The organism is Streptomyces sp. NPDC001373, assembly GCF_042895815.1.
In the GTDB taxonomy this organism is placed as follows: Bacteria; Actinomycetota; Actinomycetes; order Streptomycetales; family Streptomycetaceae; genus Streptomyces.
Genome location: NZ_JBIAWQ010000006.1, coordinates 14,826 through 34,899, shown reverse-complemented (window position 1 = coordinate 34,899; position 20,074 = coordinate 14,826). Strand labels below are relative to the sequence as shown.

The following is a 20,074-nucleotide window of genomic DNA, read 5'->3' as shown; positions in this document are numbered from 1 at the left end:
GGCTCACCACGGTTCGCCGGGGTGCGGATCAGGATTCCGGGGCTGAGCTGCCGTGCTCGATCTGGTGGATGAGTCGCTTGAGCTGGGTGACCTCGTCCCGCAGGGCGCGCTCCCCTGCGGGGGTGAGGGAGAGCCAGGTGCGGGCCCGTTTGCCCTCGTAGCCCTTCTCGATCTCCACCAGCCCGGCCTTCTCCAGCACGGACAGGTGCCGGCTGAGGTTTCCGGCAGTGAGGCCGAGCGCCGTGCGCAGGAAGCCGAACTCGACCCGGCGCGCCTGGTGGGCAACGGTGAGGATGCCAAGGCGCACGCGCTGGTGGACCACGTCGTCCAGGCCGGTGATGGGGTGCTGCTCGGGCTGATCGGTCATGACGCGTTGCGCCGGCCGGACAGCTCGGCCAGGCCGAAGCCGAGGGCGCCGAGCAGGAGAAGCACGCCGGGGATGCCGAAGGTGGGCAGAGCGGACCACGGCGAGGTGAACGGGATCCCCGCCCAGCCGGTGGACAGCGGCACCAGCTCGATGGCCAGGTACACCACAGCGAGCAGCAGCAAGGCGCGGCTGCGCTCCACCCAGGCCAGCACCAGCAGCGGCAGCCCGACGGCCATGGCGTTCCCGGCGAGCCGTTCGAGGAACCTCGTCACCCCGGAAGAGGGGTCGAGGTGCAGGCCCCAGAAGTCGAGTGGTTCGCCGAGCTGTGGCATCCCGTGGCGCAGGCTCCACATCGCGGTGGCACTCGCCAGGGCGACCAGGACGATCCCCGTCAGGACGTAGGGCCGGACCCGGGTCCCGACACCGCGGTTGCGGGAGCGGCGGATGTAGAAGCACGCCGTCGCGGCGTAGGCCAGGGCGAGCCCGAGGGGCCAGTAGGCCGCCGAGCCCTGCGTGACCAGGGTGCAGCCGCTGCCCGCCGCGGCTTCACCCGCCGGGCAGGCAACGGTCTCGACCTTGAAGGTGAGACGGCCGACCAGGATCCCGCCCAGTGTGAGCACGCCCAGCAGCAGGAGGGGGAACCATGTGCCGCGCTGCGCGGCACGGACCCGGCGCGTCAGGTCGCCGAGGCCCGCGAGGACTTCGTGGGGAGTGCCCGGAGAGGGCGTCGATGCGTCTGTCATGCAGACAGCTTTGCATTACAAACCAGTTATGACAAGAAATCCATGTGCACTCCAAGGTCGGATCCGGGAGACCCGGTGGTCCGAGGCCGACCCGACCCTGCGGCCTGCGTTGATGCCCAGGGGCCATCAAGTCCCCGTCCGAACACCTCCAGACACGCGCCGACAGACCACAGGCTTCAACAAACCATCGTTTCCCGACGCTGAGCGTCGGCCTGTCGCCGGGGGTGATTCGCTGAGGTCACCAGCCTGCTCGCGGCCGGCGACAGCAGGCACTGACCGCCGGTGCGCATCGGCTGCTCCTGGCTGATCCGGTTCAGTTTGCCGCGCCGAACCAGGTGGTCAGCGCCTGGTGCAAGTGGCGGCGTGCTGAGTCCGACGTGTCGTCCGTGGCCCACGCCAGGTAGCCGTCGGGGCGGATGAGAATGGCAGAGGCCGAGAGGGACCGGCCTGCGGACCGGCCAGTGATGATGTCTACCCGGTCCGTCCAGCCGCTGGCAGTCTCGGCCGCCGTGGACTCGCCCGTGAGGTTTACGACCACTGGGCGGGCGGCTCGCAGCCGTTCAGCGATCTGTGTCCAGCCGTCGGTGATGTGTGCGGTCTGCTGCCGACTTGGACACCCCGAACAGCGGGGCGAGCTGCCGCATGGTCAGGTTCGTGCGCCAGTAGGCCGCGACCAGCAGTGCCCGGTCCTGAAGCGGAAGGCTCCACGGCCGGCCCTTGCGGACCGGGTCCGCTCCCTCGCGCCGCAGCGCAGTGATCAGCTTCCTGAACTGCCTCGGGCTCAGCCCGGTGAACGGGGCTATCCAGGACGGCTCGGACGCCGTGATCACACCAGCCACCACGAGATCATCTCATCCTCCTTTGCCGGGAGCCGGGCGATCACGGCCACTGTGCCGCGGCGAATCATGCTGTTCGGCCCTGCGTTCGCTCGCATACACGGAGCCATCCGGGCTCGGCCGGTCTGGGCCAACGAGCCCATCAGGCGGGTCGGCGCCGCTGGTAGTAGGCCCAGGCCAGGGCCAGCACGATCGGCCCCCACAGCATCGCCGGGGTGATGCAGACCCGGGCCAGGACCATCCACCATCCGTTGCTGTACCCCACCTCGGGCAAGACGCCCGCCCAGGCGAGCGGGTAGAGGTTGAACATCGCCACCAGGGCCAGGCCGCCCAGGACCGCCGGGATCACCGCGGCGAGCGGCGCCACCCGCCGGCCGCCGACGAACGGCACCCAGTGCGGCACCACCTCACCCCAGCCGGCCACCAGCCCAGTGGTCAGCAGAGCCAGCGCCTCGGTGAGCACACTGAGCCCGACGACGTAGAACGGAGTCCACCAGGGAGCGACCGGTGCCGCCGGGTCGATCATGCCCATCCGGAAGTCGGCGGCGAACGGCAGCCGCCACAGGCAGTGCGGCAGCACGACGAACGGGAGGATCTTGGCGAGCCGGAGGGCCCAGACGGGGACGGGGCGCTCGGTGTCGCCGAGCGGAAGGGCGAGACGTGTGATCGGCATGACCCTCACCATCGTCGAACCTCAACGACAGTGCGTCGCCTGCACGCACGATCAGGATCCCCCACGAGAGCTACCCCTCGATCATCCCGGCGGCTGACCATCGACAGCACCTGGGCGGCCATCTCGGAGGTCAGTTACGGGACAGCCCTTACCCGGGACAAGCAGCAGCTGGCAGTGGTGGATGTCCGGCGAGCCGGATCAGGGCACCAAGATCACGTCATGGCCCCTTTTGCACGTACCCTGGCTGGACCCGCAGATGCCCGTGGGGATATGGAAACTGAAGGGTCTTCAGCGGGAACCCGGAGGTTCGTCGCCGTGCTGCGAGGGGGTGGACCCGTGGGTTCGTGGTGAAGCCACGGTATCGGCTTCGGTTGACTGTTCCATGAGTTGCCGTGCGGAGGGCGCGTAACGAATCGCGGTCTTCTCGTCGATGAAAAAGATCGGAGCCTCACGACCCGAGCGAGGGCATTGACGGGCCGCCACCACCGATCGTGATCGTTCTCACCGATACTGACTGTCCGGCTGGTCCCCATGGCCGGGCTCGCGGGTCCGGGTCGACTACAGCGGCGAGCGGCCCGTACTCGCGGTGAAACTGCAGGAGTTGTTCGGCTGGTCTGCCGCCTTCGCGCTGGCGGATGGGCGGGCCCCGCTGACCGTCCACCTGCTCTCCCCGGCTGGGCACCCGGCCGCCGTCACCGGCGACCTCGCGTCGTTCTGGCGCGAGGGCTACCGCGCCGTGCGGGCCGAGCTCCGCGGCCGCTACCCCCGCCACCCGTGGCCGGAGGACCCGGCTGCGGCCGAGCCGACCCGGCGGCTCAACACGCCCCACCGGGGAGCGCCGCGGACAGCCCGGGGTCAGCCGCCACCCGAGTTAGCCGAGGCCGAACCGCCTGACGTCCAGCCCGAGTTGCGCTGCGGCCGATCGCGCGTGCTGCGCTCGGTGCGCAGCATCACCACGACCCCAGCCGGGCCGAGCAGGGCCTTCAGCGAGTCGGCGAGCCGCTGCGGGTCGCCGTCGAACGGGAGCGTGAGCTGTTCCCGGACGCCCCGCAGGGCGAGTTCCAGCGTGAGCGTGGAGACGGCCGGCTTGTAGTCCCCCTGGTACGGCTCCACCACCTTGTGCGTCAGCCGCACCTCGCGCAGGGTCTTGACGGGCAGCCAGTCATCCGGCCCGGCGCCCCGGACCAGCCGCAGAGCCGTGGGCACCCCGGCCGGCGCGAACTCCACCCGGAGAATGTCCCGGGCCCGGGAAGAGGCCACCGCCAGCCAGCCGATCAGGTACTCCAGCCCGGCGATCACCCCCACCACCACGAACACGGTCGACGCCCGCGCCCCGGCCATCGCCATACAGAAGGCGACGAGCAGGGTCGGCACGCCCAGGGCGATCGGAGTGAACAGCGCAGGCCCCGCCGAGGTCAGCACGTTCCACGTCGGCCCGACCGGGCCGACGCGCAGGACCAGATCCGTCGAGTCGGGGCCTTGTCTCAGCAAGGGATCGGTGGCCATGCTTCCAGCGTAGGACCGGTCCGCAAGAGGGCCTCGACCACATCCGGCCGATGGGGCACGACATCTGACGGCCGTAGCCCACAGCCGGCGGGCGCGGCGGGCTCCCAGGGCTCGAACCACGGGTCGGGCCACTGCTCGGCGGCGGCCATCAGCGGGTAGAGGGTGGCGCCGTCCAGGCTCTCGCGGATGATGTCGGCGTGGCCGCCGTGGCGTGCGGTCTCCTCGATCAGGTGCAGCAGCACCCACCGCACCGACCACTCCTCGACGTCGGCGGGGAACCACGGCACACCCCGGGGGACGGGAACGCCCTGGCCGAGGTCAGCGATGCCGGCGACGGCCTCGTCGGTCTCCCCGGTCGCCAGCTCGTAGTCGGCCGGCAGCCCGGCTAGGGTCTCGCCGGGCGCGGGCCGGAACTCGTCGTCGTCCGACTCGTCGGCCGCCCGCTGCAGGGCGCCGGAGCGCCGCAAGGCGAGGGCCGTCCAGCCACGCTCGCAGCGCGCGGCGTGCTTGATCAGTTCGGCGATGCTCAGCTTACTGGCGGAGGGAGTGGCCCGGCCCTGCTCCTCGGTCAGGCCGTACGCGGGGATGCGCAGCAACTGCCGCTACCTGTCGAGGAAGGCGAGCCGCGCAGGACCCGCCCGAAGTACGCGTCGGCGTCGGCGGGCTCCATGTCCCATAGCGGTCGGCCGAACCACGTGCGGATCTGCTCCAGTTTGCCGACGTCCCCGCGGATGGTGCCGTCTGCCAGCCCTGCCGAGGCCCGCGCCAGCACGAAGCCGAGAGCACGTCCGTCTCGAACGCCTCCAGTTGCTCAGTCGAAACCGGTGCCCTGAAGTCGCGCAGATCCCGTACAGCGGCCAGCGCCAACCCGAGCCCCCTCAGCTTCACCCAGAAAGTGGAACCATCGTTAAAGCTGGGATTACTTCATGAATCATGAACTTCCTTCACTGGGACCCGAGCCACGGAGGGAGGGGTGAACCCCCCGGCCAGCAGGCTGGACTCTCTCCGGGGATCAGTGGAACTCACGGGATGTCGCACACTGCTCGGAGCGACAGCGGTACCCGTTCCCGGACCATGTCGACGTCGAGGACCTCGGCTGTGACCTCCTGGCCGACGCTGACAACGTCGGACGGGTGATCGAAGGGGCGCCAGGACAACTCCGGGATGTTGATCATCGCGGTGAAGCCGCCGATGTCCACGAAGGTGACGCCGAAGCTGGCGATCGTCGTCACCGTGCCAGTGACGACCTGGCCGCGCCGCAGGGTCTTGAGGAACGCCCAGTCCCGGTCGCTGGGCGTCGGCTCGGTCTGCCAGCGAGCGCGCAGAACGCCGTCGCTGTCGGGCAGCACAGCGGTGAACAGCGGAAGATCTTCACCGGCATACATGGATACGACGCCGGCGGCACGCACGCTGGCGAGCTGGGAGGTCACTGCCTCGAACTGGGTCTCGTCCACGACCGTGCTCGTGATCTGCCCGTCCTGGTCCTCCCAGACGATCTCCACGAGGCCCTCGTCGGGCAGAGCGGCCACGGCCTTGTCGACGTCGGTGAGCAGGTCCGGCCAGATGGCCAGCTGTGCGCGCGGGGCCAGCTGGGAGCGCACAGTCTCGATGTTGTTGCGGGTCAGGCGGTGCCACCGGGAGGCGTTGCCGACGAAGACCTCCTGCAGGAACACCGCGCGGTGGGTACTGACGGTCCAGTGCAGGCGGGCCCAGAAGTCGGCGTCGGCCGGCCGCTGCACGTACGCGGCGTCGTCGGGGGCGAAGTCGTACGGCGAGGCGTCTATGCGTTCCGGGAACAGGCCGAGCGCGCGGGTGCGGGCCAGTGCGGTTTCGCAGGGCAGGTTGCTGCCGATGTAGAGGTACTGGTCCCAGCCGACGTGCACGGCGAACGCTTCCCCTGCCTCCAATCGGCACCAGGCGCCGTTGTCGCGGAGCATGGACCGGACGAGTTCCAGGCCGACGGCTATCGGCACCAGAGCGCCGTCGTGGAACCCGGCCGGGCCGGCCGGGAACAGGTCGTCCAGGCCGTAGCCGTCAACCGGTGGCTCCAGGCCGAAGTGGGCGAAGCCTCCGATCTGTGGCTCGCGGATCTCCAGCTGGTCAATGCCCGCCGCCTCCGCGAAGGCGGCGATTGCCGCCAGGTAAGCCTCCTCAACCGGGCCGTGGTCACTGACCGTGTCCTCGGAACCCGTGTAGTGACCGCGCTCGTCACGGTGGGCGGGGTCGTACTTGGTGATCTGGTAGACGAACGGCGGCACACTGCTCCCTGGGTGGTCTGAACGGGATCCCAGAGTAGGTTCCGATGCCGAGACCGCGGTCAGGATTTTCGGAGAACAGCCCAGGTCCCCGCTGCGGGGCATCCTCTGCTCGTCAAGGGGGAATGCACACCCGCGACAAGTCCAGTGCTTACTGGGCAGGTGCACAGTCACACCACTGGCCGCATCCCCACCCTGCGCGCGCCGCTCCCGGCCGGCGACCCCATGCGCGCTCTGTCACACCACCGCCCCCGTGACCGCACGATGGCCGCTCGGCCCCGTCTGCACCCCCTGCTACCGGACCGCCCGCAGCCACCCCATGCCCTGCCCGGACTGTGACCGGGCCCGGGTACTGATCGGTCGCGCCGAGCACCGCCGGGTCTGCGACCCCTGCGCCGGCGTCCCCGACCCCTACGCCTGCGAACGCTGCGCCGGACCACGCTCCTACGAGGCCGGCCGACTCTGCGACGGCTGCGCCGTCGCCGACCACCTGGAGGAGCTGTTCACCGACGTGCCCGAAGCGGTGGGCAGCGGGCCGCTCGCGGCGATGCGGGCGGCGCTGGCCGAGATTCCGGATGCGGGAACGGTCCTGAACTGGCTGCGGGGCTCCCGGTCTGCCCGCCTCCTGCGCGACCTCATGGCCACGGGCCGCCCGCTCTCCCGCAGCGACCTCGACGCCACGATCGACGGCCGTGGCACGGCGATGACCGCCGAGTACCTGCGCGGCCTGCTGATGGCTTACCAGGTTCTGGAGCCCCGGGACGAACTCGCGGTGCGGATCGTCCGGCACCTGGAGCGGACCGTCGCCCGGCATCCCGAGCACGGAGCCCTGCTCCGCGCCTACGTCCGCTGGTCCCTGCTGCCCCGTGCCAAACGCCACCAAGCCGCCGGGGCCGGCGGGGTCAAACACCGGATCCGCTGGGCCTGCACCCGCATCAATCTCGCCGCTGAACTCCTCACCACCGCCGTCGGCCACGGCGTGACCATCGCCCCTCTCGACCAAGGCCGCCTCGACACCTGGCTCGCGGCCAACCCAGGAACACGCTACGAAGTCCGCGACTTCGTCGTCTGGGCGCATGCCCCGGGCCCTGATTCGGTCGTCAGGCAAGTTCGCCAGGCCGTGCCGGCTGTCATCCGCCCCGGCGGGCCGGTTTTCGGCAGATCTACACTGAGCTGCGAGAACGCTACGGGGGAACAGGAACATGGGCGTGGGTACGGGTACGAGCAATGCGGTGGACGGCCAGTCCTCCCTGATCTCCGCGGTCCAGGCTGGAGACACGGACCTGGTGAGGATCCTTCTCCACGAGCACAGCGACTCCGACTACCTGGACGCCGCGTTCTGCCTGGCCGTCCGGATGCACGCCGGGTGCATCGCCCAACTGCTGCTCCAGTACGGTGCGGATTCGGGCCAGAGCTGCCCCGATGACCTCATCCCCCTGAGCGAGGCGGTCGACTCGGGTTCGCCCGCTCTGTTCGAGGCGCTCCTGGACCACGAGATCCGCGGCAGGTATCCCGAGATCGAGGTCCTGGAGGCCCGGGACCTCGCGCGCCGCTGGCACGAGACGGGGGTCGAGGCCGAGCTGCGACGCCGTACCGGATCCCGGGACGCTGTCGGCCGTAAGCGGGTTCAAGACGGCGAGTACGACAGCGTCGTGGAGTTCACCCTGGGAGGCATGACTGTGCGGGACGGTCATGGGGCGATCCTCACGTACATCGAGGAACTGCTCGGGATACGCACCTCGTTCGAGGAGCTGATGGACCGCGCGTTGGCCCAGGTCGACAAGCAGGACCATGCAGCGTGGAGCCGTGCCAGCCTCCGGCTGAGTGGACGGCGAGAGGAGGCGACCTGGACCGCTGCGGCGGTACTGCGTACGAGCCCGGACCCATCCCGCCGATTGTTCGGTGCCGAGGTGCTCCGCCTCATTCATCTGTTCGACGACAGCGACGAGGACGCGTTCGCTGGTCCCGCTCTGGACCTGTTCACCAGCTGGGCGGCCGCGGAGACGGACGTCGCCGTCCTCACCGAGGTGCTGGTCGCTCTTGGAGAACACAGCGACCCCCGCGCGGAGGCGGCCCTTCTGCCCCATGCCGGCCATCCCGATGCCCGGGTACGGCGTGCGGTGGCGCAAGGGCTCAGTGCCTTGTCCTCGCCGCCGGCCTTTTCCGGCGATGCTCGCACGGCGTTGCTGGGGCTGATGGCCGATCCGGACCCGGTGGTACGGAAGACGGCCTGCCGCGTGGTTGCCGAGGGCAGGGACCACGATCCCGTGTTCGCGGACGCCATGGCAGCTGTGCTGGACGACACGGACCGTCTGGTCCAACTGGCTGCCATCTACGGGCTTGCCCTCCACGACGACGAAAGGTGCGTGGAAGCAGCACGCCGTTTCGGCCCGCCGCAGCGCGGTTCCCTGGAAGAGGAGGGCTACCTCGACGCGGTGTGGCGTTACGAATGGCGCCGCGACGGCCGCTGGACGTCCCAGCCTGTACCTGCCAACTGCTCCGGAGCCGGGAATACCGCACGGTTCGAATGACGCTCCCCGCCGGCTGGACCCTCGCAATGGACGGCGGCACGCTCGCCGGGAGGCGTACGCCGACGACCTGGGCCAGGAGGCGTCGCCGGTCGCGGTCTCGGCCCGTTCGAACCGGTCGAAGGCCGACCGGGACCCGGCCCAGGGGATGCCGCCATCGGCGGAAGCGCTGTGCCGGTACGGCGCCGAGTGGACGGCGACGAAGTCGCGCTGAGGCCTGGCCGGCACGCACCTGCCCACCTGCCCACCCGCCCACCGCACACGGGCGCGGATGCCCGACCTGCCTTCGGGCGGGTGCAGCGGCCGGGGCCGGCTCCGGCCGCATGTTCGACCGGGCCCGGACCCTATGTGTGGAGGCGGCTGTTGGGGCCGTCCTGGTCGCCGGCGGTTTCGTCGTTGAACCAGTAGTCGCCGGCGGCCAGGTAGCGGAAGGCGTAGGTGGTCTCGCCGGGCAGCTGGACGGTCACGGCCCGTTTGCCGTCCTTGCGGGGCTTGAGGGTGTGGGTGCCGGGCTGCCAGTCGTTGAAGTCGCCCACCACGCTGACGGGGCCGGGCGGGGCGCCGGCGGGCAGGATGAAGGTGACTTCGGTGTGGGTCTTGCGCAGGGTGCGCTCCAGCATGGGCGTGCTCCTGACAGCGGTGCGGGATGGGTTACCCGGACATCGTGTGCGGTCTGCGACCGCCCCGCACTCCGACGCCCCCGGACGGTAGACCGGCGTCACCCTCCCACCGCAGCGGGCGCGGCCGGCGTCTCCGCAGTCCTGCGGGGGCTGTGGTTCAGGGGGGCGGGAGGGGAAGGGCCTGTGCCAGGCGGCGGCCCGGCGATCTTCGGACCCACCCCCGCCAGGGGGCCGGAGCACCATGACCGTCGGCCCCGTCCACCGCGACCGGTGCCGCTCCACAGCGGATGGCCGCTCCTCCCGACCGCGGTCTCGCACCGGTCGGGAGGAGCGGCTTCCTGTTCTGTCGCCGGTCGCGCGTCAGCTCACGCGTCGGGCGTGAGCCTCCTCCGGCGTGGGGGTCAGGACGGGTCTCCGTACTGGAGGCCGCGTCCGTTGGTGCCGATGTAGACGCGGCCGTAGGTGTCGGGGTCGCCTGTGATGACGCCGACGGCTCCGATGCTGCCCCACTGGTGGGCGTCGTCGTTGACGCGGAGCCAGGTGGCGCCCTTGTCGGTGGAGCGGAAGACGCCGGTGACGTCCTTGACGGCGCCGATCAGGTACAGGGCCTGGTAGGAGCCGCCCGGTGCGGCCTTGCCGAAGCCGAGGGCGGAGGCAGACCGCACCGTGGTGAGAGTGGTGAAGGTGCGTCCGCCGTCGGTGGAGTGCAGCAGCCCCTTGGCACCGCCGGCGATCCACAGGTCGCCGGCGGTGCCCGGGACGGCCTTGAGCCGGCCGTCGGGCAGGCCGGCGGCGCGGGCGGTGAAGGTCATGCCGCCGTCGGTGCTGGCGTAGAGCGTGCCCCCGGCCAGGGAGTAGAAGGTACCGGCCGAGGAGCGGTCGGCGACGACCGCGGCGCCGACGCCCAGGCCGCTGACCTTCGACCAGCTCGCCCCCTTGTCGGTCGAGCGGTACGGAACCTGCCCGGCCTGGGTCCACACGATGGTCGAGCCGTCCGCCGAAAGCGCCACACGGCCGCTGTCGGCGCCGCCCACCGGCTCCGAGGCGAAGCCGCTCCAGCTGATGCCGCCGTCGGTGGAGTAGGCGCCGTCCTTCTCGCCGCCGCGGCCGACACGGACCATGACCGTCGGGTTGGACTGGGCGAAGTCGATGCCGGTGCTGTTGCTCATCATCGGGTTCTTCAGCCGCCCGGCGGGCACCTCGGTCAGGGAGCCGTGGCGGAATCCGCCCTGGTCGCCCATGGCCGTGATGACCTGGGCGCCGCCGGGCGGGGCGATCGCGTCCAGCAGTGCGGTCTCCTCCAGTCCGCGGGCGCCCACGGTCCAGTGGCTGGTGCCGCCGCCGTCGGAGGCGTTGGCGTCCTTGCTGCGCAGGATGCCGTCGCCGGTGCCGTACAGCACGTGCCCGGAGTCGAAGGGATCGATGGCCAGGGCGGTCATCCAGTGTCCGGTGCCGGTCCCGACGTACGGAGCGGCGGAAGCATCCCGTACCGATGTCCCGGCCAGCGCCTTCCAGGTCGTGCCGCCGTCGGTGGTCCGGTAGATCTCGTCCTGCGGCCACCACCGGTCGAGGGTGGTGACCATCACCGTCGAGGGCTTGCGCGGGTCGACGGCCAGACCGGAGAACCCGTAGCCGCCCTGGGACGGGGAGACGTTCTTCCACGCCCCGTCGGCCGGGGTGTGCTTCCAGACCGATCCTCCCGTCACGCCGTTGGGTCCGAGGGCGTTGGTGTACGTCAGGTACAGCGAGCCGTCACCGGAGAGCACGCCGTGCTGCGGCAGCTGGCCGGTGGGCTGCCCCGGGACAGCCTGCCAGGTGCTGCCGCCGTCCGTGGAGCGGTACAGGGAGGTGGACTTGTCGGCGACGCCGACATAAACCGTCCTGCTGCCCGCGGGGCCGTACGTCACGAAGGAGATGCCCGCGCCGCTGCCCGCCCCGTCCTTCACGGGGAACGAGGAGACCTGGCTCCACGTCGCGCCGTGGTCGGTGCTGCGCCAGAGGCCGTTCTTACGGGTGCCCAGCAGCAGCGTGCCGTTGTCCGAGGGATTGACCGCCAGCCGCTCTCCGGCCCCGCGGCCGTCCTCGTTGCCGCCCAGCTTGAAGGGCAGCTCGGTGCGCTGGAAGGTGCGGCCCCGGTCGGTGGAGCGCAGGATCGCGCCGTTGCCCGCCCAGTCGTTGGTGTAGGTGCCCGCCGCGAGGTAGAGCCGGCCCGGGTCCACCGGGTCGGTGGCCAGCGCGTCGATGCCCAGCAGGTTCCAGTCCTTCTCGCCGAGCCAGTCGGTCAGCGGGACCCACTGCTCGGCGCCGGCGTCCCAGCGGTAGGCGCCGCCCATGTCGGTCCGCGCGTACAGCAGGCCCTTCTCCCGCGGGTTGAACACCAGACCGGTGACGTAACCGCCGCCCACCACCTGGGCGTTGCGCCACGTGTACGGTCCGGATCCGGGCGCCTGGGTCCCGGCCGCCTTCACCAGTTTCCACTGCTGGTTGGTGCCGCCATGGCCGGGATACTGGATGACAGCCGCACCATCGGCCGCGGAGCCTCCGGAGACGTCCAGTACCTGGCCGCTCCTGCGGGAGGTGAGGACGACGGCGTCGGAACCGCTGACCTCGTCGATCCGCCACTCCTGGGAGGCGGAGGAGCTGTCGCTCTGTTGCTCGGCGGCGGCCGCCTGGCCGGTCGAGTCCCCCGCTATGCCCAGGACCTTGCCGCTGTTGCGGTTCACCAGCTCGTAGTAACCGTCCCCGGTGGGGCGCAGCCTCCACTGCTGGTTGGCGGTGTTCTGGTCGGTCCACTGCTGGACGCGGGTGCCGTCGGCGGTGGAGAAGGCGTTGACGTCCAGCACCTTGCCGCTGCGTACGGAGACCAGCCGGTAGTAGGCGTCGCCGTCGACCGTCGCGGCCTGCGAGTCGTCCTGCACGAACAGGAGATACGGCAGGAGGACGGCGGGCATACCGAGCAGCAGGCCGGTCCCGGTCCAGCGGCGGCGGTGCCGCCCGCGGCGCCCGTCGTTCGTGGGGTTGTTCATGGGGAGGTGTTCTCCTTGCGTAACCGTGGATCGGGGCAGTTCAGCGCTGCAGGGTGAGGACACCGGGCCGGTACGGCAGCCGGTCGTAGGGGCCGCCCGCTGCCGGGGACTTGCCCTGGTAGAGGAACTGCAGGTGGCAGGGGTCGATGGTCATGGTCTGGTCGGGGTTGTCGCGGACCAGGTCTCCATGGCTGATGTCGTTGGTCCAGGTGGCGCCGCTGTTGGCCTTGCCGGCGAAGGGGTTGCTCTCGCTGCCTGCCTGCGGGGTCCACGGACCGTTCAGGCCGGAGGCCGTGAATGAGCGGAAGTAGCGGTCCTGGTGGGTGCCCCTGGCCTCCACGATCATGAGGTACTGGTTCTGGCCCTGGACCTTGTAGACCTGCGGCGCCTCGAACAGGTTGTCCGGCGTGTCGCTCATGACGGTCGTGTAAGAGGAGCCGAAGTTGCCCGGGAAGTTCCCGATCGGCATGCTCGCCCGGTAGATCTTGCCGTTGTCACCGGCGAAGAACAGGTACATGTTCTTGTCGTCGGCGATCAGGGTCTGGTCGATCGGGCCGGTGGGGGATTCGGTGCGGGGGATGCTGCCGGTGAACAGCGGCTGCGGCGCGGACCAGCCGTTGGGGTTGGCCGGGTCGCTGGACGTGCGGTAGATGAAGGGCCACGGGCCCCACTGGTACGCCAGCACCCAGATCTTCCTGGGTGCGAAGTAGAACAGCGTGGGCGCCACCGCGGCCTGGTTCATCCCGGTCTGGCCGGCCGACGCCATGTCCGACCAGTTCGTGAAGGGACCGAACATCATCGACCCGTACGAGGATCCCGGGAAGTCCGAGCCGTAGACCAGGTGCTTGCCCTTGTACGTCACGGTGGTGAAGTCCTTCAGGGACGCCCACCCGTTTGCCGGCTGCGCCAGCGCACCCGTCGACGTCCATCGGTACGTCGACGGAAGAGCACAGGTGCCGCCCGTCGGCGCCGGCGTCGTGGGGGCCGGCGCCCCGGACGGGCCGGTCCACTTCTGGTTGCCGCCGGACCAGCAGGCGTACAGCTGGATCCTGGTGCGGTTGGCGGTGCCCGCGCCGACGGCGTCGAGGCACAGCCCGGACCGGACGCCGGCGATCGAGCCGTCGGGGTTGACGTTCCACTGCTGGCCGGCGCCGCCGGTGCAGTCCCCGATGACCACCGCGGTGCCGTTGACGGTGCCGTCGGCCTTGGCGCTCAGGCACTTGTTGCCGTAGACCGTCAGCTGCTTGCCGGCGGTGTAGGTCCAGCGCTGGTCGGTCTGCCCGTTGCAGTCCCACAGCTGTGCCTGCGTGCCGTTGGCCGTGCTGGAGTCGTCGATGTCGATGCACCGACCGGAGGCGACGCCCTTGATCGCCCCGGTACCGCCTCCTCCGGTCCCGCCGGTGGCCCCGGTGGCGGCCTTGAGGGCGTTCACGACGGCGGTGTAGGCGGCCTTGGGCCTGCCGTTGTCGTCGAACAGCAGGGGGCTCTCGCCGCGACGCCAGGAGTCGCTGTCGCGGATGCCCCACACCGTGATGCCGGTGCACCGGGCCACTGACAGGCAGGCCTTGACCGTGTCGGCGTAGTGGGCGGGAGAGGCTTGGGCGATGTCCAGCTCGGTGATCTGGACGTCGACGCCCAGGGCGGCGAAGCCGGCCAGCGTGGTCCGGAGGCTGGACGGCGGGCCGCCGGGGCCGAAGTGGCTCTGGAACCCGACGCAGTCGATCGGCACGCCGCGGGACTTGAAGTCCTTGACCATGCTGTAGACGCCCTGGGTCTTGGCGTCCGACCAGTTCTCGATGTTGTAGTCGTTGTAGCAGAGCTTGGCCGAGGGGTCGGCCGCCCGGGCCGTGCGGAACGCTTCCTCGATGAAGCCGTTGCCCAGCACGTTCTGGAACACCGAGTCGCGGTGCTGGGTGGAGCCGTCGGCGAAGGCCTCGTTGACCACGTCCCAGGCGTAGACCTTGCCCTTGTAGTGGGACATCAGGGCGGTGATGTGGTTGTTCATCACGCTGCGCAGCGTGTTCGCGTCACCGATGGATTTGACCCAGAGCGGGAGCTGCGAGTGCCAGACCGCGGTGTGGCCGCGTAGGCGCTGGCCGTGTGCCGCGGCATGGTCGACGATCCGGTCGGCGGCGGCGAAGGTGAAGTTGCCGCGGGAAGGCTCGGTGGCGTCCCACTTCATCTCGTTCTCCGGGGTGACCACGTTGAATTCCCGGTCCAGGATCGTGGAGTACGCCGAGTCGGGCAGCCTGCCGGCAGCCACGGCGGTGCCGAAGTACCGGCCCGAGGGGGCGGCCTGCGTGCCCAGAGGGGTCGCGGCTCCGGCGGAGCCGGGCAGGAGCGTCACGACGCCCGCAACGAGTGCCGCGGCCGCCAGCGCTGTCGTCACTGTCCGGCGCCGCCGGGGGAGCCGGTGCGTGCCCTTCATGATTCACCCCGGGGGTCTCGGGCCGCTGTGGGTGCCGTGGCCGTGTGCGGACCGGGCGCCGGGGGTCGATGGGTGTGTCGCGTCATGGGAAGGCTTTCTTCAGGCGATACGTACGTGGAAGCCGGGGAACCTTCCGCGCCGGCACCTCGTGGTGAGCGGCGGAAAGGAAACCCCACGAAGTGGAGGCTTCCGAACGCGTGGCCTCGTAACGAAAAAGTCGCCCCGCCCGGAAGATCGCCCGGTGATGCATCTCGCAGGCGGAAAGTGTTATGACGGGCCCGCCGGTCTGGTCGTCCTCGGGGAGAGGCTCAGGGAGCGGTTCTCAGCCCTGGGCCTTGCGCACGATGAAGGAAGCCTGTCCGGCGAAGGTCCGCGTGCCGTCGGAGCCGTCGAGCCAGATGCCGCCGTCACGGTGGCGGATGACCGATCCCGGATAGTTGTGCGCGTGCAGGGTCACCGCCCCCGCGACCGCCGCGGGGCGCGGACAGAAGGTGGCGTCCTCCCGGAAGAGTCCGCTCCCGTCGTCGGTGCTCAGCTGGAGGCGCAGCTCACGGTGACGCAGATAGCGGCCGTCGGCTGCGCGGAAGGTCACGCACCGTGTGTCGGCCAGCCCCCGGACGACCGTGAAGGTGACCCGCTTGCGTGCCTGCGCGCTGCTGGAGGCGGAAACCCGGCCGAGCGTCGCGAAGTCGTCGGCGTACGAGAGGTACAGCCCCGGCTCGTCCACGGACTCCAGCGACTGTGCGCCCAGCGGAACGGTGCCTGCGACGGCGGACGGACTCGCCGGGGGCGCGGACGGGGACGGGGACGAGCCGGCCGACGCGGTGGTGGGCGCGGGGACCGGCGTGGGACCGCCTGCCGTGCGGGCGGCGGTGACGCCGGGCTCCCGGTGCGCCGGTTCGGGCCAGGCCGCGTAGGTGGCGGTCCCCGCGACGAGCACCGCGCCGGCGGCGAGGCTCAGCACCAGTTTGCCGGTGAGCGCGCTGGGCAGACCGCCTCCTCCCGTTGCCGTGCCGGCGGCGGCAGGTGCCATGGCGAGCCCGGCGGAGCTCGCGGCCGCACCCGACAGCAGGCCCTTGGCGGCCAGCGCGGCGACGAGTCCGGCCGGGACGGCCAGCGGTGCGAGGGTGAGCAGCAGCAGTTCGTCGGCGGGGACACGCTTCGTCGTCGTCGCCAGGCAGACCTGGCAGTCGCGGGTGTGCCGCGCGATCCGCTTGCGCCACACCGGTGCACGCAGACCGTCCCAGCCGGCGACGGTCTCGTCCAACCCCGGACAGCGCGGCTGGGCTTCCAGGGCGGCGACGATCGTCCGGCTCAGGTCGAGCTGCTCGCGCATACGTTGCAGGCGCACGCCCGCATGGGCGACGGTGAGGCCCGTCGCGGCGGCGATGTCGTCACGGCTCAGCAAGCCGGCGCACTCCTGCCACCACAGTGACAGCAGCACCCGGTGGTCGGGGTCGAGCCAACGGCCGGCTTCGACGACCCGACGGCGCTCGTCCGACATCCGCAGACGCAGGATCGTCGCGTCCTCGGGTTCGGCGCCGGCAGCCGGTATCCGGAGTGCCTCGTCGATGTCCGCGGTCCGTTCGGCGAGGGCGCGATGCCGCTGCCAGTGCGTGTTGATCTGGCGGAGCGCGATCGCCACCAGCCAGGACCGGAAGCTCTCGGGGGCACGCAGGGCAGGCAGGTCGCGCACCGCGCGCAGCAGGGTCTCCTGGACGACGTCGTCGGCGTCGGCATCGGCGCTCAGCGCCCGCCTGACGATGTTGTAGACCAACGGCAGGTACGCGGCGATCAGCTCCTCGCGCGCCCGGTCGTCACCGGCCTGCGCCGCGACAACCAGCCCCGCGTGGTCCGCGTCCATGAGCCCCATTCCCACCCTCCTCCGGGGAGCGATCCGCCGAGTACGGCGTCAAACCCTAGCCTTCGAAGAGCCACCCGTCGCTCCTGAGGGTGCGGTGCGGGCGCGGCGGGCGCCGTGAACACACCGCGAGGGCAGCGTACGGGTCAGGGTGGGGCGGGGGTGCGGCCGAGGTGCAGCGCGAGTGTCTCCTGAACGTGATGCGGGGCCCCGTGGAAGACTCCACCGGGCCCCGCATCTGTCGTCTGTGGCGAACGCCGGTCAGCCTCTTGGTGTCGGAGACCCACACGCCCAGCTTGACGATCACCGGTTCCGGCTCGCCCTCGACCGCGATCTCCTCGCCGTGCGCGCGGGGCACGGGCCGGTGGGCGCCATCCCGCTCCTCCACTGCGCGAGTAGCGCCAGGCCCCGCTGGAATGCTCCTGCGGCGCTCTGCCCGGACCCTTCGCTCCGTCACTGGCCCTGGGGGCGGGGGAGGGTGCCTGGTGAGGCCGGCGCCGTCCGCGCTGCGCCTCCTCGGACTCGCCCAGGGCAGGGGAGGGGTCGCGGATTTCCTGGACGTCGCTCTCGAATCCGGCGAGGATCCCCGCTCGATCGCCTCGGACAGTCCGAGCTCGGCGGTCCACGGGCCGTAGGTGCCGTCCGGGGCGTCGGCCATGCTCGCGTTCTCCGCCCTTTGGCCGTCGGCGCCGTGCTGCGGGCCGGCCGCGGCGAGGATGCGCGGGGTGGCGGTCAGGTGGAGCCGAAAGTGGGCGGGGATCCGGGCGTTGCCGTGGATCGCCGCCCAAGGCCGCCCGAGTTTGCCGGCGGTGCCGTGCGCTTCGTCGACGATGGCGAGGTCGAAGCCCGCCATCCGCTGCCCGTACAGCCGCTCCCCGCCCGCGAGGGCGGCCTCCAGTGGCCCGCGGATCTTCCGCCGGCCCTCGGGTGCGTCCTCGCGGTCCACGAGGGAGGCGTATGCGGCAGCCTGGAAATCATTGACACTGCGGATCCCGGACGCGTACGGCGGCTGCACATCAGCCCCCGGAACGGATCAACTGGCCAGCACCCTGGGACTGTTGCCGTGAAGGCCCCGGCCGGGTCACACGTCCGCCACGGCCGCCGACGTGTCCACCGGGGCCTTCCATGCCCGATGTCGGGCGAGGCTCAGTAGATCGTGATCCGGGCGCTCTGTGCCCCGCCCCAGTACTGTCCGGCGTACCAGTAACCGGTCTGCACGACGTAGGTGCCGTAGCCCGGAGTGGCGAGCGAGTCGGAGTACCAGCCGAACCCGGTGGCCGACGTCCAGCCGTTGCAGCCGAAATCGGAGACCTGGGTCGTGCTGCCATTGCTGTTGACGCGCAGTAACTGGGCACAGCTGTCGATGTTGAGCCTGTTCGGGTTCTGCACCTGGACGTACGCCTGAATGGAGTCCGGCCACCATCCTCCTGGGTACGCGCAGGGAAGGATGTTCACCCCAGGCGTTGTGCCGGCGTAGCCGCTTGTCCGACAGCCACCGTCGCTGACGTTCGCCTGAGCTGCTGGCGCTGCGATCAGTGCCCCGCCCATGAGGGCGACGACCATTCCGGCCAGGGCGAGTGCACGGCCTTTGCGGAGCTTGAGCATGAGCCTCGTTCCTCCGATCGTCAGGCGGCGGGTGCCGCCTGGTGCCGGCGAACAGTTCAGCATGCACCACCCGCTCGCTTCCAGACCTTAGGCGCGGATTCGATTTCGTTCGAAGGGGCACCGTGTCGTCCGCCACGGGCAGCAGGGCCTCCGTGTGCCTGGGATACGGAAGCCGGCAAGGCAGCTGCAGACATGCCCGCCATCAGCCCGAAGAACCCAAACGGCCCGCCAGGCGAACCGACGGCCGTCACGAAAGATCGAGGTCAAGGCCTGTCACCGTCGTCGGAACGTGCCCAGTCGGCGGGTGGGGGGTCACCTTCCTCCCGGGGCTCTTCCACGGCGGGCGTCCCGGTCGTCCGCCGGCCGGTGTCCTGGTCTGTGCCCCGGCTGAGGCCGGTGGAGGAATCGGAACGGGCGGTGGCGGAGTCGGCATCGAACTCCGCGCCCGCACGCGCCGCGGCGATGTCCGACATCACCTCGCCGGCGAGGCCGACGGCCGCCCCGATCACGGTTTCCGTCGTCTTCATGGCCATGTCCGCCAAGGACGCCATCGCCTGGCCGAGCTCGTCCGTCGGACTGCCGCCGCCCGCGCCGCCGGCACCGGAGGCATCGGCCCCGCTGTCATCACGCGGCATGGATTCCGCTCGTCCCGAGCGGTCCCCCTGGGCTGCCGTAGCTGGCGGGTCCGACTGCCCGGGCGGGCGGTCTCGTGAGACGTCCGCCCCGCCCGGGGCAGCGGCGGCCGTTGCTCCGTCGGCGGCTCCCGGCCGCGATCCGGTGACGTCGGCGGTGTTGCCGGCCGGAGCTCCCTCGTGACGGGAGGGGGAGGTGGGCGGAGCCGAATCGGCTTGCCGTGTGGGCGCGGCGGACCGTGCCGGTTCCGGCTGCGCGGCCGATCCGTCCCGTGGGGCCGACGGCTCCTGCGGGGCGTCCGCGGTGCCCGACGAGGGCGGGCGGTCCGTGGGTACGTCGTTCTGGGCGCCGCCGGCCTGTCCGTCCGTCCGCGGCTGTCCTGCCTCCGTGGTGCCTTCGCCACCGGACGGCCGACCGGTGTCCCCGGCTTCGCTGGACTGCGGGCCATCCTGCGTCGGAGCCGGCTCGTTTCCCGGGGGGTCGATTATCTGTTCTTGCACCTCGGGGTCCTGCGGCCGGCCCGCGTCCGGTCGTGCCGGCTGCCCGGCCGCAGGGGGGTCATCCTGGCCCGAGTCGTCCGTACGGTCCTCGTCCCGGCCTTCCTCGCCGGTTTCGCTGGCGTCCTCGGGGCGGTCGTGGCCGTCGTCCCTGCGGGGATCTTCCTCAGGGCCGTTCGCCGGGGGGCTGTCGGCGGGCGGCTTCGACGGGGGTTCGTCTCCCCTGCCGCCTTGTTGGCTGTCCGGACCGGTCGCAGGGGTCCCGTCCGTCGGCGGCTCGTCCGGATCGGGGCCGTCAGGCGTCTCGTCCACCGGCCGGCCGGGCTCCGATGCAGGCTGCCGGTCGTTCTCCGGTGCGGTGTCGTCCGGAGTCGCCGGATCAGGGGTGGGCTCGGGCCGTGTTTCCTGCCGCGCCCGCGCTCCGTGGTCCGTCCGGTCGGATCCGGCCTCCAGTCGTTGTGACCCCTCGTCGTCGGCGCCGGTGGTCGTGGTCTGC

General features: G+C 71.0%; 16 protein-coding genes and 3 pseudogenes. 4 read left to right on the top strand and 15 right to left on the bottom strand.

All coding sequences use genetic code 11. The annotated features are described in order from the left end of the window. Positions 1–28: 28 nt before the first annotated feature. From ACFY15_RS15645 to ACFY15_RS15625, 5 genes are all read right to left on the bottom strand, one after another. Entirely contained in the window at positions 29–367 is a 339-nt protein-coding gene (locus tag ACFY15_RS15645; RefSeq protein ID WP_390688222.1) for a winged helix-turn-helix domain-containing protein, read from the bottom strand. Then, entirely contained in the window at positions 364–1,110 is a 747-nt protein-coding gene (locus tag ACFY15_RS15640) for a hypothetical protein (protein WP_390688221.1), read from the bottom strand. Before ACFY15_RS15640 ends, ACFY15_RS15645 begins: the two co-directional genes overlap by 4 nt. Positions 1,111–1,423: 313 nt before the next feature. After that, the gene (locus ACFY15_RS15635; protein WP_390688220.1) at positions 1,424–1,648 is read right to left on the bottom strand and encodes a hypothetical protein; all 225 of its coding nucleotides are present in this window, start codon (positions 1,646–1,648) and stop codon (positions 1,424–1,426) included. Between the two features lie 22 nt (positions 1,649–1,670). Next, positions 1,671–1,949, bottom strand: coding sequence for a transposase family protein (locus ACFY15_RS15630; protein WP_390688219.1), 279 nt, complete (start codon positions 1,947–1,949; stop codon positions 1,671–1,673). Between the two features lie 139 nt (positions 1,950–2,088). Continuing rightward, positions 2,089–2,619 carry a hypothetical protein gene (locus ACFY15_RS15625; RefSeq protein WP_390688218.1) on the bottom strand — a complete coding sequence of 177 codons (531 nt, stop codon included), beginning with the start codon at positions 2,617–2,619 and terminating at the stop codon, positions 2,089–2,091. Between the two features lie 538 nt (positions 2,620–3,157). Here ACFY15_RS15625 and ACFY15_RS15620 point away from each other — a divergent pair. Then, a pseudogene (locus tag ACFY15_RS15620) lies at positions 3,158–3,439 on the top strand (ATP-dependent helicase C-terminal domain-containing protein); the annotation flags it as partial. Between the two features lie 35 nt (positions 3,440–3,474). Here the strand turns inward: ACFY15_RS15620 and ACFY15_RS15615 are convergent. The 3 genes from ACFY15_RS15615 to ACFY15_RS15605 all read right to left on the bottom strand — a co-directional run bounded on the left by ACFY15_RS15615 (position 3,475) and on the right by ACFY15_RS15605 (position 6,383). Next, the gene (locus ACFY15_RS15615; RefSeq protein ID WP_390688217.1) at positions 3,475–4,125 is read right to left on the bottom strand and encodes a hypothetical protein; all 651 of its coding nucleotides are present in this window, start codon (positions 4,123–4,125) and stop codon (positions 3,475–3,477) included. Then, complete coding sequence (locus ACFY15_RS15610; protein WP_390688216.1) at positions 4,104–4,721, bottom strand: DinB family protein; 618 nt, start codon at positions 4,719–4,721, stop codon at positions 4,104–4,106. The genes ACFY15_RS15615 and ACFY15_RS15610 overlap by 22 nt, the downstream gene beginning before the upstream one ends. A 426-nt stretch (positions 4,722–5,147) precedes the next feature. Further along, complete coding sequence (locus tag ACFY15_RS15605; protein WP_390688215.1) at positions 5,148–6,383, bottom strand: S1 RNA-binding domain-containing protein; 1,236 nt, start codon at positions 6,381–6,383, stop codon at positions 5,148–5,150. Between the two features lie 250 nt (positions 6,384–6,633). Between ACFY15_RS15605 and ACFY15_RS15600 the strand changes: the two genes are divergently transcribed. From ACFY15_RS15600 to ACFY15_RS15590, 3 genes and pseudogenes are all read left to right on the top strand, one after another. After that, the gene (locus ACFY15_RS15600; protein ID WP_390825605.1) at positions 6,634–7,806 is read left to right on the top strand and encodes a hypothetical protein; all 1,173 of its coding nucleotides are present in this window, start codon (positions 6,634–6,636) and stop codon (positions 7,804–7,806) included. Continuing rightward, a complete protein-coding gene (locus tag ACFY15_RS15595) occupies positions 7,736–8,911 on the top strand; it encodes a HEAT repeat domain-containing protein (protein WP_390688336.1) in 1,176 nt (391 codons plus the stop codon). The genes ACFY15_RS15600 and ACFY15_RS15595 overlap by 71 nt, the downstream gene beginning before the upstream one ends. Before the next feature lie 43 nt (positions 8,912–8,954). After that, positions 8,955–9,119: pseudogene (locus tag ACFY15_RS15590) on the top strand (HNH endonuclease); the annotation flags it as partial. A gap of 133 nt (positions 9,120–9,252) precedes the next feature. Here ACFY15_RS15590 and ACFY15_RS15585 read toward each other — a convergent pair. The 7 genes and pseudogenes from ACFY15_RS15585 to ACFY15_RS15555 all read right to left on the bottom strand — a co-directional run bounded on the left by ACFY15_RS15585 (position 9,253) and on the right by ACFY15_RS15555 (position 19,083). Then, on the bottom strand, positions 9,253–9,528 hold the full coding sequence (locus ACFY15_RS15585) for an isoamylase early set domain-containing protein (RefSeq protein ID WP_390688213.1): 276 nt from the start codon (positions 9,526–9,528) through the stop codon (positions 9,253–9,255). A 401-nt stretch (positions 9,529–9,929) separates the two neighbouring features. After that, entirely contained in the window at positions 9,930–12,554 is a 2,625-nt protein-coding gene (locus tag ACFY15_RS15580; protein ID WP_390688212.1) for an RICIN domain-containing protein, read from the bottom strand. Positions 12,555–12,594: 40 nt separating this feature from the next. Next, the gene (locus ACFY15_RS15575) at positions 12,595–14,982 is read right to left on the bottom strand and encodes a non-reducing end alpha-L-arabinofuranosidase family hydrolase (RefSeq protein WP_390688211.1); all 2,388 of its coding nucleotides are present in this window, start codon (positions 14,980–14,982) and stop codon (positions 12,595–12,597) included. Positions 14,983–15,304: 322 nt separating this feature from the next. After that, positions 15,305–16,855 (bottom strand): sigma-70 family RNA polymerase sigma factor, encoded by a 1,551-nt coding sequence (locus ACFY15_RS15570; protein ID WP_390688210.1) that lies wholly within the window; start codon positions 16,853–16,855, stop codon positions 15,305–15,307. Between the two features lie 482 nt (positions 16,856–17,337). After that, positions 17,338–17,807 (bottom strand): annotated as a pseudogene (locus ACFY15_RS15565) (helicase); the annotation flags it as partial. Between the two features lie 182 nt (positions 17,808–17,989). After that, positions 17,990–18,448, bottom strand: coding sequence for a hypothetical protein (locus tag ACFY15_RS15560; protein ID WP_390688209.1), 459 nt, complete (start codon positions 18,446–18,448; stop codon positions 17,990–17,992). 263 nt (positions 18,449–18,711) lie between these two features. Further along, positions 18,712–19,083 (bottom strand): hypothetical protein, encoded by a 372-nt coding sequence (locus ACFY15_RS15555; protein WP_390688208.1) that lies wholly within the window; start codon positions 19,081–19,083, stop codon positions 18,712–18,714. Positions 19,084–20,074 lie beyond the last annotated feature (991 nt).